17 protein-coding genes, 1 tRNA gene and 1 other RNA gene are annotated in these 14,838 nt (G+C 37.0%); 10 read left to right on the top strand and 9 right to left on the bottom strand.

What is annotated here, in order from left to right; all coding sequences use genetic code 11:
- Nucleotides 1-83: 83 nt before the first annotated feature.
- The 5 genes from AX663_RS06950 to rpmB form a co-directional block, all read right to left on the bottom strand.
- Nucleotides 84-1,730 (bottom strand): hypothetical protein, encoded by a 1,647-nt coding sequence (locus AX663_RS06950; RefSeq protein WP_060973089.1) that lies wholly within the window; start codon nucleotides 1,728-1,730, stop codon nucleotides 84-86.
- 208 nt (nucleotides 1,731-1,938) lie between these two features.
- Nucleotides 1,939-2,244: a DUF1292 domain-containing protein gene (locus AX663_RS06945; protein ID WP_002887079.1), complete on the bottom strand. Its 306-nt coding sequence runs from the start codon at nucleotides 2,242-2,244 to the stop codon at nucleotides 1,939-1,941.
- Between the two features lie 107 nt (nucleotides 2,245-2,351).
- The gene (gene ruvX, locus AX663_RS06940; RefSeq protein ID WP_002887078.1) at nucleotides 2,352-2,771 is read right to left on the bottom strand and encodes a Holliday junction resolvase RuvX; all 420 of its coding nucleotides are present in this window, start codon (nucleotides 2,769-2,771) and stop codon (nucleotides 2,352-2,354) included.
- Nucleotides 2,771-3,037, bottom strand: coding sequence for an IreB family regulatory phosphoprotein (locus tag AX663_RS06935; protein WP_002885737.1), 267 nt, complete (start codon nucleotides 3,035-3,037; stop codon nucleotides 2,771-2,773). The genes ruvX and AX663_RS06935 overlap by 1 nt, the downstream gene beginning before the upstream one ends.
- Nucleotides 3,038-3,163: 126 nt before the next feature.
- Nucleotides 3,164-3,352, bottom strand: a complete 189-nt coding sequence (rpmB, locus tag AX663_RS06930) for a 50S ribosomal protein L28 (RefSeq protein ID WP_002885786.1) — start codon at nucleotides 3,350-3,352, stop codon at nucleotides 3,164-3,166.
- 169 nt (nucleotides 3,353-3,521) lie between these two features.
- On the opposite strand from rpmB, the gene AX663_RS06925 reads away from it, so the two are divergent.
- The 3 genes from AX663_RS06925 (at nucleotide 3,522) to AX663_RS06915 (ending at nucleotide 5,145) form a co-directional block, all read left to right on the top strand.
- On the top strand, nucleotides 3,522-4,790 hold the full coding sequence (locus AX663_RS06925) for a replication-associated recombination protein A (RefSeq protein WP_037598551.1): 1,269 nt from the start codon (nucleotides 3,522-3,524) through the stop codon (nucleotides 4,788-4,790).
- 86 nt (nucleotides 4,791-4,876) lie between these two features.
- Nucleotides 4,877-5,072: non-coding RNA, 6S RNA (ssrS, locus tag AX663_RS06920), on the top strand.
- Nucleotides 5,073-5,145 (top strand) — tRNA-Lys (locus AX663_RS06915).
- A gap of 86 nt (nucleotides 5,146-5,231) precedes the next feature.
- On the opposite strand, the gene AX663_RS06910 is transcribed toward AX663_RS06915, so the two are convergent.
- Genes AX663_RS06910 through AX663_RS11055 form a run of 4 tightly spaced genes read right to left on the bottom strand, consistent with a single transcriptional unit; the run spans nucleotide 5,232 to nucleotide 7,778 of the window.
- A complete protein-coding gene (locus AX663_RS06910; protein WP_060973088.1) occupies nucleotides 5,232-6,371 on the bottom strand; it encodes a site-specific integrase in 1,140 nt (379 codons plus the stop codon).
- A 1-nt stretch (nucleotide 6,372) separates the two neighbouring features.
- A complete protein-coding gene (locus AX663_RS06905) occupies nucleotides 6,373-6,561 on the bottom strand; it encodes a DUF3173 domain-containing protein (protein ID WP_002903611.1) in 189 nt (62 codons plus the stop codon).
- An 11-nt stretch (nucleotides 6,562-6,572) separates the two neighbouring features.
- Nucleotides 6,573-7,550, bottom strand: coding sequence for a replication initiation protein (locus tag AX663_RS06900; RefSeq protein ID WP_048770534.1), 978 nt, complete (start codon nucleotides 7,548-7,550; stop codon nucleotides 6,573-6,575).
- A gap of 45 nt (nucleotides 7,551-7,595) precedes the next feature.
- Nucleotides 7,596-7,778 carry a hypothetical protein gene (locus AX663_RS11055; protein ID WP_041826713.1) on the bottom strand — a complete coding sequence of 61 codons (183 nt, stop codon included), beginning with the start codon at nucleotides 7,776-7,778 and terminating at the stop codon, nucleotides 7,596-7,598.
- 219 nt (nucleotides 7,779-7,997) lie between these two features.
- Here AX663_RS11055 and AX663_RS06890 point away from each other — a divergent pair, with 219 nt between their 5' ends.
- The 7 genes from AX663_RS06890 to AX663_RS06860 all read left to right on the top strand — a co-directional run bounded on the left by AX663_RS06890 (nucleotide 7,998) and on the right by AX663_RS06860 (nucleotide 14,796).
- Entirely contained in the window at nucleotides 7,998-8,510 is a 513-nt protein-coding gene (locus AX663_RS06890; protein WP_003013606.1) for a helix-turn-helix domain-containing protein, read from the top strand.
- A 217-nt stretch (nucleotides 8,511-8,727) separates the two neighbouring features.
- Nucleotides 8,728-9,243: an HdeD family acid-resistance protein gene (locus AX663_RS06885; protein WP_003004261.1), complete on the top strand. Its 516-nt coding sequence runs from the start codon at nucleotides 8,728-8,730 to the stop codon at nucleotides 9,241-9,243.
- A 552-nt stretch (nucleotides 9,244-9,795) separates the two neighbouring features.
- Nucleotides 9,796-10,302 carry a DNA topology modulation protein gene (locus tag AX663_RS06880; RefSeq protein ID WP_002885695.1) on the top strand — a complete coding sequence of 169 codons (507 nt, stop codon included), beginning with the start codon at nucleotides 9,796-9,798 and terminating at the stop codon, nucleotides 10,300-10,302.
- Between the two features lie 264 nt (nucleotides 10,303-10,566).
- The gene (locus AX663_RS06875; protein WP_014632520.1) at nucleotides 10,567-11,859 is read left to right on the top strand and encodes an adenylosuccinate synthase; all 1,293 of its coding nucleotides are present in this window, start codon (nucleotides 10,567-10,569) and stop codon (nucleotides 11,857-11,859) included.
- A 275-nt stretch (nucleotides 11,860-12,134) separates the two neighbouring features.
- Nucleotides 12,135-12,569 carry a low molecular weight protein-tyrosine-phosphatase gene (locus tag AX663_RS06870; RefSeq protein WP_060973087.1) on the top strand — a complete coding sequence of 145 codons (435 nt, stop codon included), beginning with the start codon at nucleotides 12,135-12,137 and terminating at the stop codon, nucleotides 12,567-12,569.
- Nucleotides 12,566-12,976, top strand: a complete 411-nt coding sequence (locus AX663_RS06865; protein ID WP_014635145.1) for a membrane protein — start codon at nucleotides 12,566-12,568, stop codon at nucleotides 12,974-12,976. The genes AX663_RS06870 and AX663_RS06865 overlap by 4 nt, the downstream gene beginning before the upstream one ends.
- Entirely contained in the window at nucleotides 12,973-14,796 is a 1,824-nt protein-coding gene (locus tag AX663_RS06860; protein ID WP_060973086.1) for an acyltransferase family protein, read from the top strand. Before AX663_RS06865 ends, AX663_RS06860 begins: the two co-directional genes overlap by 4 nt.
- Nucleotides 14,797-14,838: the final 42 nt, after the last annotated feature.

The raw sequence follows: 14,838 nt of genomic DNA, 5'->3' as shown, positions 1-14,838 counted from the left end.
TTACTAATTATAGCACTAGGCAAAAAAAAATCAATATATTGTGGTATATTTTTATCTCAACCACTATATATTGATTTTTTGACCTATTTTAGGACGTAAACAGTGTATCGTTCAACGCCTTTTACAGGGGCTTTTTTATAGTTTTTTGAAAGTGTAGATTTAACATCAGAAGGTAGTTGTGTATCCTGTTGGACAACGATATATTGTGCTGAATCTTGGATAATAGTATCTGAGAGAGCTTTCTGATGACTAGATTTAGCTGTGTTAAGTTCTGGAAGAACAAATTGTGAGGCTGCTTTACGACCGCTTTCCAAATAAATTTTTGCTGAGGAATCGTAAACGTAGATAGTTTCATCTTTTTTGGTATTTTTAGCGAGGTAATTTGCAACAGTACTACGCTCAGTATTATTCCCTAAATTAAATAGGAACATAATGATTGGCATCGCAAAAGCGAATGCAAAGACTGCAATAGGTAAGAAGTAATTACGACTAAGGAAGATACCAAAAACTTTAAGTGTGTGAATCTGGTTACCATTACGACGTCGGTGAGAAGTTCGCTCTGCTCTCTTTTTAATAGCATCATCTAAAGAAAGTGCTGTTAAGACTAGACCATAAGGTACGATATTGAGCATACTGTAAAGTCCAAAGCTTTGAGAGAATAAGCTGTAAACCACTGTAAAGATAAAACTAAGGAGCAGTACCCACTTGATGCTCTTATCTTTAGCCTCGCCAAGAAGGTGGTTGCTTGTAGTAAGTGCACCAATAAGTAACCCAGAGCCTAAAACAGCAAAGCTTTGATAGGCTAGTGTAAGTAGAAAGTCATTTTTTTCTACAGCGAGTTGTGTAAAGTTGTAAACCAAAACTTGGTTAATATAGTCCGATGTAATTTGTAAATTAAGGATAAAGTAAAGACATAGATACAATACTAGAATATTACCAAAAACAATACAAAGAACTTGATAAAAACCACGAGCAAAGTGCTTGTTGACAAGGTTGTAAACGAAGATTGTCACAAGTGACAATATCCAGAAAATAAGAGTTCGAGCTTCAAAAAGAGCTCCCGCAGTACCAGCAAAGCCGTAAAGAATAAAGGCTTCGTCACGACTATGACCCGCAAAGTAACGAGTTAAGAAGAAGATTGCACCTAGGACAAAAGGCATAGCAAATTGGATAGGGTAAAGCCCACCAAAACCAAGTGTTCCATTAGTGACATAGAAAATAATACTAATTAGAGTGGCAATTTCCTTCTTACTTGTCATGTGCATGACAGTCTTGTAAAGGTAACTACCAGAAAGATAGTAGGCGAGGAATTGTATAGGAATTAGCCAAAGCGTTGATCCTAAACGGAAAGCCAGAGAAACCAGGAGGTAATAAAAGAATCCACCTGTCGCAAAAAAGTCAGAGTAAGGTAAGCTACCATTGGCAAACATTTTTGCAATATAAAGGTTTTGAGACTGTATATTATTGGCAAAGTCTGTAAAGCAGGGAACTGCTATACTAAAAATACTTAAGATCAAACTGAAAATCAGGATATGACCTTTATGCTTCCATGGAAGTGAGATCTTAGTTTTTTTCTCTATTTGAGAAGAATCTGATTCTTCGGTATGTCCTTGAATTGTCACTTCAATCTTTTCGGATTGACTATCTTGTGTATGAGATCGATGGTGGCTTCGATGATAACCTTGGTAGCCACTTGAATCTACAGTATTGTCTTCGTTGTATGGACTCACAATTAAACTCCTTTGTTGATATTTGGAAAGTTATAAATAGAAGGGTCTTGCCTCCTAATTGTCTTATTTAAAGTATATCAGATAATACCATTTAGTCAATTTTCCTCTAATTTCTTACATTTAATAAAAAATATCTAAAAAGAGACTGAGATACAATATCCCAATCTCTTTTAACAAGCCATTTCTTTGCCTATGGCATTGAATATTTTTAGTTTTCGTCGATAAAGCTATTGAAAACTTCTTCGATCATATCCCATTCAGCATCTGAATCTTCAGGGATTGGTTGAAGGTCGCCTTCAGTACCGTCTTCATTTTCAGTGAATGAGTATGCTTGTATTTCGATTTCTCCATTAGCATCTTCTTCAGCACCAGCTGGTACTAAAAGAACATAGTTTTTACCAAATTCTTCGCGTCCATCAATAGTCAACAAGATTTCAAAAAGTGTTTCATTTCCTTGTTCGTCTACTAAAGTGATGACTTCATGATCATGGTTGTGGTCGTGATTGTGTGACATATTGTTCTCCTTTTTGAAGAGAGCGCTGAATAGTGAGGAAAATCTAGTATATTTGCTTGTCAGTTTACTAGATTGTCACTTGACTATTAGGTCTCTATTACACTTTCTTAAAACATTCGATCGAGGTAGTTTTGTAGAATAAGTTGGGCAGCTAATTTATCAATAACTTTTTTACGTTTTCCACGGCTGACATCTGCTTGTTCAACTAACATACGCTCGGCTTGAACAGTTGTCAAGCGCTCGTCTTGGTAATCTACAGGAATTCCAAAGATTTCCTTGATTTTGTCACCATAGGCTTTGCTTGCCTCAACACGTGGTCCTTCAGTGTTATTCATGTTTTTAGGAAGACCAACAACAAATTTTTCTACCTTATATTCTTTAACGAGCTCGCCTAGTCGGTCGAAACCAAACTCTTCAGCCTCCTCGTCAATTTTGATAATTTCAACGCCTTGGGCCGTAAAACCGAGGGGGTCACTAATCGCAACTCCTACTGTTTTTGAGCCAACATCAAGTCCCATTACTCGCATTAGAGGTCAATTCCATTTCCTTTAAGATAATAGCGAACGAGTTCTTCAACGATTTCATCACGTTCGTATTTACGAATCTGGTTACGGGCGTCATTATAACGCGGAACATAAGCAGGGTCACCGCTCAGAACATAACCGACGATTTGGTTGATAGGATTATAACCTTTCTCAGCCAACGAACGGTAGACATTTGTCAAAGTATTACTGATTTCATCTTTGCTACCGTCGTCTAGGTTGAAACGAACAGTTTCATCTGTAAATCCCATACTGACACCTTCTTTCTATAAGAATTATCTGTTAGTTCTTTATTATAACATAAGTATACCCAAAAGGGAAAGACGATGAATAAAAAAAGAGACGACTAAAGTCATCTCTCTTAATATCCAATAAGATTAAACGCGTTCAACTTTACCAGATTTAAGCGCACGAGCTGAAGCCCAAACTTTTTTAGGTTTACCATCAACAAGGATAGTAACTTTTTGAAGGTTAGGTTTAACGGCACGTTTAGTTTTGTTCATAGCGTGTGAACGGTTGTTTCCAGAAACAGTTTTACGTCCTGTAAAGTAACATACTTTAGCCATTTCGTGTTTTCCTCCTAGGTAGAATTTATTACGGATGTGCTAGCACCACATACCAAAACATTCTATCATAAGAATTTAGGTTTGACAAGAACTATTTATGATTTCTTTTTGTAACAAAATAGTATATGCTTATTATAATAAGAAAAAATCAGTTAAAAAAGGAGAGAAGATGCCAGATAATCTTGCTCTACGCATGCGTCCACGTACAATTTCAGAGGTGATTGGTCAGAAGCATCTGGTTGGTGAAGGTAAAATTATTCGCCGTATGGTAGAAGCGAATATGCTATCGTCAATGATTCTCTACGGGCCACCAGGAATCGGGAAGACCTCAATAGCTAGTGCTATTGCAGGAACAACAAAATTTGCTTTTAGAACCTTTAATGCTACAGTTGATAGCAAGAAACGCCTGCAGGAAATTGCGGAAGAGGCTAAATTTTCAGGTGGCTTAGTTCTGCTCCTAGATGAGATTCATCGTTTAGATAAAGCTAAACAAGACTTTTTATTACCACTCTTAGAGAATGGTAATATTATCATGATTGGGGCTACAACGGAGAATCCGTTTTTTTCTGTAACACCAGCCATCCGTAGTCGTGTACAAATATTTGAGTTGGAACCACTCTCTAACGAGGATATTAAGGAAGCTATCCTAGGTGTTTTAGAGGACAAGGAGCGTGGTTTTGACTTTGATGTCCAGTTAGATGATGATGCTCTAGATTTTATTGCTACGGCTACTAATGGTGATTTACGTTCAGCTTATAATTCGTTGGATCTAGCTGTCATGTCGACGCCAGCTTCAGAAGATGGGCTTCGCCATATTACTTTAGATACAGTGGAAAATAGTTTACAACGTAGCTATATCACCATGGATAAAGACGGTGATGGACACTATGATGTGCTCTCTGCTTTGCAAAAATCTATTCGAGGCTCTGATGTTAATGCCAGTCTTCATTATGCAGCGCGTTTGGTTGAAGCAGGAGATCTCCCTAGTCTAGCGCGGCGCTTGACTGTGATTGCATACGAGGATATTGGTTTAGCTAATCCTGATGCGCAAGTTCACACTGTTACAGCTTTGGAAGCTGCACAGAAAGTAGGTTTCCCAGAGGCGCGTATTTTGATAGCCAATGTAGTTGTTGACTTAGCTTTATCTCCTAAGTCGAATTCGGCTTATATGGCTATGGATGCTGCCTTGGCAGACCTTAGAAAATCAGGAAATTTACCGATTCCTCGTCATTTGAGAGATGGACACTATGCTGGAAGCAAGGAACTGGGCAATGCACAAGATTACAAGTATCCCCATGCTTATCCCGAAAAGTGGGTCAAGCAACAATACCTTCCAGATAAATTAAGAGGTGTGAATTATTTCCAACCCAATGAAACCGGGAAATATGAAAGAGCTCTTGGAGCTAATAAAGAACGGATTGATAAGTTATCTAGGTAATACGAGAGGAATCAACGAAAACGATTGCAAAAAATTTGATTTTTCCTCTTGCAATAATTTTCAAAAGTGGTATTATAAAAACATAGAAATTGCTGTGGTATACGAATCCACATATAAGTGTTGACCGACTAATTTTTGTATTATCGGGAGACAGAGGTCTATTAACAGTGTGCAGGCTGGCTCACCCAGAAGCAACTGAAGTTAGTAGCGAGTCGCCCACCTGCTTTTTTACGTCGCGGGTTCAATACAAACCGTGGATCATCGGTACCAATACAGCATCCAGCCTCCTTAGCTCAGTTGGTAGAGCAGTGGACTCTTAATCCATGGGTCACAGGTTCGAGCCCTGTAGGGGGCATCAAACTTCAACAGTAAAAGCCTTGATAACCAAGGCTTTTTTGCTTGTCTTAAGAGCATTTGCCCCATCATTTGCCCCACATTTTTTTATGAGCAATCTCTCCAGATATCTCTGATTTGATTAAATTCCTCAAAAATTTTCTCTTCTAAAGTGTGTCCATATACTTCTACTAACATTGAAATATCTCTATGTCCTAGAATTTTTGCAATAACTCCAAGGTCAAAACCTTTGTGCCAGAGGTAGCTTCCATAGGTGTGACGTGCTCCTTTTGTCGTGATAATTGGATAAATGTCCAACTCATTTAAGAGAACACTCAAAGCTTTATTGACGCTTGCAATATCTGGAACTGAATGAATATATCCAAAATGTTGAAAGATCATTCGATATCGATTTTTGATTCCTAACTCCATGTTTGATCTTTCTTGCTCCGTTTGTAAAAGGCGCAAAATTTTGATACACTCTTCGTCTATTGGAACCATCCGAATAGACGTTTTATTTTTTGGTGGAACAAACTTATGAGAGAGAGTATTATACCTCCTGTATGTTTTTAACAATCCTCTGTCAAAATCAACCTCATTCCAAGTTAACGCTACTAACTCTCCAAACCTCATGCCTGTTTTTAATAGAAAATAGACGATATAAGGAACAATTGAACGTTGGTAATCGAATTTTCTCTTTACTGCTAAAAGTAAATCCAGATAGTCCTTTTCTGTATGTAAATATTTCTCTTCTGTCATCTGTTGTTCTTTGGATGAAAACAACTCGACATGTTGTGTAAAATCATCTATTAGAACTTTGTCAGCAATTGCCATTTGGATGCTCTGATGAATTCCAGTATTCAATCTACCAAGAAAATTTCTACCAACTGTTTGACCATACTTATTCATTATTCTTTGGTATTCACTCGCACGAATTTGAGTGACTTTTTTATTTCCAAATAATCTTTCAATTGTGTTTTTACGGAGAAGATATTTTTTCTTTGTCTCTTCCGACCTACTACTCGGTAGAATTTTTAGTTCAAGCCATTCTTGATAGAGATCGACAAGAGAAATATCTCTAGAAATTCTTTTCCCTAAACGAAGTTCTTGCAGAATCGGCTCAGCTTCTGACTCTGCAAGTTTTTTTGTTTTAAAACCGCTATTATGAGCAACAGTTTTTCCTTCGTTACGAATTTCATAGGTCCATAAGTTACTATCTCCTCGCTTTCGATAACGAACACTTGCCATATTACGCCACCTCTGTTCCTAGAATCTCATTTACAACACTTTTTGGAACAACCATCAAACGTTTACGATTATAAAATGTATAACCTCGTGATACAAGTAATTCTCTTGCCTGATGGATAATATCATTTGCAGTGTGAGGGCGATAGCCCATTTCAATTAATTCTTTGTTACTAATTAAATTATGATCCATAGTTATCCTCCTTATTTATTTTCTAAATTCAGAAACTCGCCTACAAGCAGTTGTAATTCTGTATTTAATTTAGGGAGATTCTGTATTAATACTTCTTTTAATTCTTCCGCAAATTGGTTCGTTTCTTCTCTCAATAGTTTGCGGACTCTTGTTTTTTTCTTTTTGATGCTATCTGATTTTAAATTTGGAAAAGCCAATGACAACAGTTCAGGATTGTTGAGAAAGATAATTGTAAATGCTCTTTGCTCCACTCGAATATGATCTAGCTTATAAAATCCGAAATTATCAAGTCGATTCATAATATCTTGGACCATCTCCTCACCAATCGCTTTGGTTCTGAGTTGGAACTCCAATCTCCACCAAAACGGATTTACACCCAAATCTAGCTTCTCTTCGCGCTTGTGAGCAATGATTTCTTTGTTCTTATCATATAACCTAACTTGTACATTACTACCGCTAGAACCCCAATATTTCGTCTCTAATTCGCCCCCTCGACCATAGAAGACCTTATGGGTAACACCACCTTTAATATGTTGCAAATTAACGATTTCAGGCCTGTTGAAAATGTCAAATGCCAAATCAAAACGAGACAAACGTACCGTCAATGAATTCAATCTGGCAAAGTACATTAATTGCCTCCAAACTTTCATTCCATCAAATTCTTTTAAAGTATTAGGATTGAAATCAATTCGAATCAATTGTTCACCTCCATAAGTGGATAATTGGAAAAATATAATATTGATTGAATCATACTCATTAAAATCCTTAGCTAAAGTAAAGACATCATCTCGCACGTTATCATGTATTTCAAATGAGTCAACTCTTGTACTTATTGCCTGTTTCAGATTTTTGAAAATTCGTCTTAGGGAACCAGTGTCTGTATCCCAGATAACCGTTAATCTATCAATACTGACATCTAACCTCTGTACTAATTCTCCTATTTCACATCGTTCTTGAATGCTTCTTAAATCTTGTATAGAAACCAACAAAATTGTCCCCCCTTCTTTTAGATTTTTTAGGCCTCAGAAACACCGTCAAATCAACGTTTGATCGTTCCGTCGTTCTTTGGACGTTGTCCTAAGTGTACCTTTTTGCTGGCTGTTAGAATAGCCAGCTTTTGCTTGGCTAGAAATTGTCTGGACGGCAGCCTGCAGGACTTCGCCTGACTTCCCGTCAGGCTCGTCCCTTGCCCTTGTCCACACAATTTCTAGCTCCAAGGCTTCGAATAGTCATCAGTCATAGTCATAGTCATAGTCTCGTCCTCAAATTCCTCCTCACTCACTATTCCTAAACATATGAGTTATTTGTATCGTTTATAACTTATTTGTAAGTTATAAATATATTTTATAAAAAATATTTTGAGTAGTCAACTAAAAACTTGATTTGTAAGTTTATAGGTGATAGAATAAGTTTAAAATACAACATAGGAGTTTATCATGACCTTTATTATTCAAAATTTTGGACCCAATTTGGCACGACTACGCATAGAAAAAGGAGTAAGTCAAACTCAACTTGCGGAAGATTTAGGAATCGGTAAACAGTCCATCTCTGATTACGAAAAACAAAAAAGCTATCCTACCTTTGCAAATTTGGATAAGATAGCAGAATATTTTAATGCAACTCCAACCCAACTATTTGGAACTAGTAAAGAGATTGAGTTAGAAAAGAGTGTTCTTGAATCTAATGAATACTCTGATAAAGTAAGTGAGATTTTAAAAGCTGTCAAATACATCGAAGATTTTCTAGAAACTGATGGACAGTACTTAGAGGATTTACTTTACTTAACAAGAGGCAACCAACTATACACAGAAGATGGAGATGAGTTGTATATTGATCCAACTTCTCAGAAAAGAACACTTCATAACCAATATGAACCTGGTTTTATTGAAGCAAGGGATAAATCTCCACTAGAACTCTTAATTGAAAATAAGGAATTGTTTGATAAATAGAAAAAGCGAGGATAACCTCGCTTCAGATTGAAGTTAAAATCTTTAGAAGACACTTTTATAAGGACTTTGTCTTCAATCTGTGAAAAGGAGTGAAAACTCCTTTTCTTTTTGTAAGTCAGACTGAAACTTCCAAATTGTTTATTTATTTTATTGATATTTTCTATAAAAATAAGTACAATAGTTTTATTAGAAACTATACTATATAGGGGGTATTGAAATGAAATTTTCTAATCGTTTACTGCTATTCCTTGCAGGAGTTGTTTTTGTCCTTTTAGGACTTTTCCTATTTACAAACCCAGTAGCTAATCTTGTTGCTTACAGCTGGTGGATTTCATTTGGTTTACTGGTTTCTTCTATAGCAGCTATTTTAGGCTATTTCTCTGCACCAAAAGAGCTTCGCTCACCTGTTTATCTTTTCCAAGGATTTGTTAGTCTTCTCTTAGCTCTTTACCTCGTTGCTTATGGCTTTGTGACCCTGCCGGTCGTCATTCCGACCATTGTAGGAATTTGGTTAATTGTAGAAGCCATTATTGCTTTCTTTAAAGGCAATCGTCTAAGATTGATTTTCCCTATTATTGGTAGCAATATCATGTGGGTAGCCTTGCTTGAATTTTTACTAGGTCTAGTGATTCTGTTCAATCCAGTGGCTACAGGTGTCTTTGTCGTTTATGTCATTGCCTTTTCATTTTTAGTTACTGGCTTCACCTACATTATTGAGGCCTTTCGTAAATAGTCTAGTTGCTATTTCTATCGCATTCAAAAAAGCTGGGAAATCATATTCTCAGCTTTTTCGTCTCTTTAATTATCACTTTTTCGCATTCCATTCTACGTAGAAATTTGTTTTTCCATTTTATTCTCCAATTTGATCTCGCACTGACATTTATTTATAACAAAACTATATATCTAGAATAGCATAATCATTAGGTATTATAGGTTTTCAAACAAAATACGAGTCATTCGTTTTTGCCCCGCTTTTGCCCCATTTTTAAATCCTGACATTGAAAATACCTAAAAGTATTTCCCTAAAATCAGCTATATTTCAACATTTTTGTTTATTTTCAATATGAAAAGTTCTTACAAATCCATGTAGGGGGCAGTTTAATATCGAAAAGAGACTTGATTGTAGGTCTCTTTTTTTATTTTTCTAAGAAAGAACTCACTTTAAACAGAACTTTACGTGCTTGTTTGTCCAAACGAGAGTTGTTCCAAATGATAATTCCTTCTAAGATATATGCTTTGTGTTATGATATTAGTCAGGAAACAGAATTGAAAAAGGAGACCTGTGTTGAAAATTGCAATCATTGGCTATAGCGGCTCTGGAAAGTCTACTTTGGCAAACTTTTTAGGTCAACACTACAATTGTGAGGTTCTTCATTTAGATAAAATTCATTTCACATCAAATTGGCAAGAGCGAACAGTTGATGAAATGACTGACGATATATCAACATTTATGCTACAACGTGATTGGATTATTGAAGGGAATTACTCGGCCTGTCTTTATGAAGAACGGATGAGGGAAGCTGACTGTATTGTCTATTTCAACTTTAACAGAGTTAATTGTCTCTATCGGGCATTTAGGCGCTATTTAACATATAGGGGAAAGACACGTCCTAGCATGGCAGAAGACTGTAATGAAAAATTTGATTTTGCATTTGTGAAATGGATTTTATTAGACGGACGTTCTAAAAAATATGTCGAGCAATATAATGTAGTTGTTAAAAATTATTCTGATAAGACAATTATTTTAAAGAATCAAAGGCAGTTAAATCATTATATGAAGCAGGTTAAATAGCTAGTAGAATTATTTGGTCATAAAATAGCTGGTAGTTCTATATAAGATGTAAGGATAAAAAAGAGATCGTAAATAACGAGTTGCAATCTTAGCTATAACTGTCAGAATATTTTGTAAGAAGCGCTTTCAACGTTGAACAAATAGCCTTTTTTCTGCTATAATAAACTGTAACGCGAAACTTGTGGGTGAAATTCCCACCGTGAAGTTTTTCAAGAAAGGTGGGGACAGCCTCGTAAAGGTGGAGCTGTCCGTTATCAAAATAATATGACATCAGTAGTTGTTGTGGGCACCCAGTGGGGTGATGAAGGTAAAGGGAAAATTACAGATTTCCTAAGTCAAGATGCCGAAGTGATCGCACGTTATCAAGGTGGAGACAATGCAGGTCACACGATTGTTATCGATGGTAAGAAATTTAAATTGCACTTGATTCCATCAGGTATTTTCTTCCCAGAGAAAATCTCTGTTATCGGGAACGGTGTAGTGGTCAATCCTAAATCACTTGTCAAAGAGTTGGAATATCTTCATGCCGAAGGTGTGTCAACAGAGAGCCTTCGTATTTCTGACCGTGCGCACGTTATCTTGCCGTACCATATTAAACTTGATCAACTGCAAGAAGCTGCTAAAGGTGATAATAAGATTGGTACAACTAACAAAGGTATTGGGCCTGCCTATATGGATAAGGCTGCGCGTGTAGGTATTCGTATTGCAGACCTTTTGGACAAAGAAATCTTTGCTGATCGTTTGAAAACGAACTTAGCTGAGAAAAACCGTCTTTTCAGTAAGATGTATGAAGCTGAAGAATTATCATTCGATGAGATTTTTGAAGAATACTACGCTTACGGACAACAAATTAAGCAATATGTCACAGATACATCCGTTATCTTGAATGACGCTCTTGATGCAGGTAAACGTGTCCTCTTTGAAGGAGCTCAAGGGGTTATGCTTGATATTGACCAAGGTACTTACCCATTTGTAACGTCATCAAACCCAGTTGCGGGTGGTGTTACAATCGGTTCTGGTGTTGGTCCATCTAAAATTAATAAGGTAGTCGGTGTATGTAAGGCCTATACGAGTCGTGTTGGTGATGGTCCTTTCCCAACTGAGTTATTTGATGAAGTTGGTGAACGCATCCGTGAAGTTGGTCATGAATATGGAACAACAACAGGACGTCCACGTCGTGTAGGATGGTTTGACTCAGTGGTGATGCGCCATAGTCGTCGTGTATCAGGCATCACAAACCTCAGCTTGAACTGTATCGATGTTCTCTCAGGTCTTGACACTGTAAAAATTTGTGTAGCTTATGACCTTGATGGTGAGCGTATTGATCACTACCCAGCTAGTCTTGAGCAACTGAAACGTTGTAAACCAATCTATGAAGAATTGCCAGGTTGGGAAGAAGACATCACAGGTTGTCGTAGTTTAGATGAGCTTCCTGAAAATGCTCGTAATTATGTTCGTCGTGTTGGTGAATTGGTAGGTGTACGTATCTCTACTTTCTCTGTAGGACCAGGACGTGAACAAACAAACATCCTTGAAAGTGTTTGGTCAAATATCTAAAGCCAACAAAAGGAGAATCTAGGAAACTAGGTTCTCTTTTCTCACGCCTTAAACATATAGATTAATATGAATGTTGCAACTGTTAAAAAAGGTTACTAATTTTTCGATATGATTAGGAAAGAAACCTTTCTATTTGATTAGTTTTTCGGTATAATATGGATTGATTAAATGAAAATTAATGAGAACCTACTTTCATGATTTAAAAGTGTGTTCATAATTTTGACGAAGAAAATAAGTGAGCATATCTCTTAATAGTTTTGGGCAAGAGGTGAATAATGAAGAAGATTGTATTTGTTTGTCTGGGGAATATTTGTCGTAGCCCAATGGCAGAATTTGTGATGAAAGAGCTGGACCAAGAAAAGTCTTTGCATATCGAAAGTCGCGCGACATCTTCATGGGAGCATGGAAATCCAGTTCATCAAGGAACCCAAAAGATTTTAAGGAAATATGCTATTTCTTTTGACTCTTACAAGGGCTCACAACAGATTAGTCAGGCCGATTTTGAGTTCTTTGATTTAGTTGTGGGAATGGATGAGTCAAATGTTGAGGATCTTCTACAGATATCTGCAGGGCGTTATGACGATAAAATCAAGCTTTTCAGACCTGGTGGAGTTCCGGACCCATGGTATACAGGTGACTTTGAAGAAACATACAAATTGGTAACTGCAGGTTGTCGAGACTGGTTACAGTGGATTAAGGATAGACAATGAATTTTAAACAACTAAAGGATTTTGATTTTAAAAATATTGATATTGACCGAAATCAATTTGAGCGTATTACAGTAGGGGTTATTATTTTATGCGCCCTGTCCTTGTTTTTGGTGACTATAAAAACGCAACATTCTATCAAGATTGATGGGACTAAGATTGCCTATAAAGGTCAGATGCAGAACCATCGATTGAATGGTCAAGGAACTTTGACCTATGATAATGGTGATACCTATACGGGAGAATTTAAGAATGGTTCCTTTAATGGTCAAGGAACCTTCAAATCTCATGAGGGTTGGATTTATCAAGGAGAGTTCAAGTCTGGTCAAGCCGATGGTCAAGGAAAATTGACTACTGAAAATAAGGTTACCTACAAAGGAAAATTTAAACAGGGGATTTTTAAAGGATGAGAATTAACTGGTTTTCTTATATTCGTGTGACAGGACTTCTTTTGGTTCTGATTTATCATTTCTTCCCAAGTATTCTTCCTGGGGGCTTCATCGGTGTTGATGTCTTCTTTACCTTCTCAGGGTATTTGATTACAGCACTTTTGATTGATGAGGTATCTAGGACGCATCGCATTGATTACCTTGGTTTTATGCGACGACGCTTCTACCGGATAGTACCACCACTTGTGTTGATGGTTCTTATCTGCACCCCTTTGGCACTCTTGGTTCGAAATGATTTTATTGCAGGTATTGGACGTCAAATCACCTCTGTTATCGGTTTTGTAACTAACTATTATGAGATTTTGACCGGGGGAAATTATGAGAACCAGTTTAACCAGCATATTTACCTCCATACATGGAGTCTGGCTATTGAGGTTCACTATTATATTCTTTGGGGTGCCTTGCTTTGGTTCTTAGCTAAGCGTGTTAAACATCAAAATAAATTTAGAAGCCTAGTCTTTATGGTATCTCTTGCCTGCTTTATGGTGAGTTTCCTATCAATGTTTATTAGTGCTTTCTTTGTTGATAGTTTTTCTCGCTTATATTTCTCGTCAATTACGCATGCCTATCCGTTTTTCCTAGGTTCGCTTTTTGCGACACTTTCAGGTGTGTATGAAACGACCGCTAGGTTCAAGAAAAATATACGCCTTTGGACTCTGAAAAAGACAGTCCTTTATATGGTAGGAAGTTTTGCCTTGCTCGTATTGTTGGGCTTAGTTCTCCATTTTGAGGAACGCATTACCTATCTATTTGGTTTTGTTTTAGCTAGTTTGTTCACGGCTGTTATGATTTACTCTGCCCGTGTCCTTCATGAGAAATTGCCTGGAAAATCAGAGCCTGCTCTTATTAGTTATTTGGCAGAGATTAGCTATAGTGTCTATCTTTTTCACTGGCCACTATATATTATCTTTAGTCAATTGACCAATAATATTATTGCAGTCATTCTGACAACGATTCTGTCAATTGTTTTCGCAACACTTTCCTACTATATAATAGAGCCATTTATTGCAGGAAGAAAGGCCAGTCTCTTTGGAATAGATTTAGACTTGACGCCGTACCGACATATTGTGCTTTATGTTTTTAGTGGTCTTACTTTAATTACAGTGCTTATTTCTCTCTTTGCGCCAGCTGTAGGAAACTTCGAGAAAGATTTAGAAGCTAATGGTTTGTCGCAAGCTCAGACTAAGATGAAATTAACGCGTACCAATGCGGAAAACAGTCAGGCTACTTCATTTGGTGTGAATAAGGGAGTGACAGTTTTAGGGGACTCCGTAGCTCTTAGATCAAAAGATCAGCTGGAATCAAGTATTGATAATGTCGCTATAGATGCAGTTGTCAGTCGTAACCTATCAACAATCAATGATTTGCTTAAAGATTACGCGGATAGTAATGCTCTTGCTAAGGATGTTGTCATTGCTGGTGGTGTTAATGAGATTGACGACTATAAAGGCGTTATTAATAAAATCATCAAGAATTTACCTAAGGGTCACCATATTATCTTTGTGACACCATATAATGGTAGTAAATCTGGTAATGAGGCCCAATCTTTGATTCAGTTACGTAAGTATGAGTTAGAGATGGCTAAGAAATACGACTTTGTGACGGTTGCTGACTGGTATCAAGTGGCTAAAGAAAATATTTCTATCTGGAATGGTACAGATGGGGTTCACTTTGGATCTGATAGCGACTCTATTAACCGTGGTGCTAAACTCTATACTAAGACAATTAAAGAAGCTATAGAGAAAGCTGATAAGGCACCAGTTAAGGGTGGTAAGAAATAATCAAAAGAGAAGGCAAGTCTTGTCTTCTTTTTTATGGACAAA

The organism is Streptococcus sp. CCH8-H5 (assembly GCF_001556505.1).
In the GTDB taxonomy this organism is placed as follows: Bacteria; Bacillota; Bacilli; order Lactobacillales; family Streptococcaceae; genus Streptococcus.
Note: the sequence above shows the minus strand (reverse complement) of the source record. Positions and strands in the feature narration are given on the sequence as shown.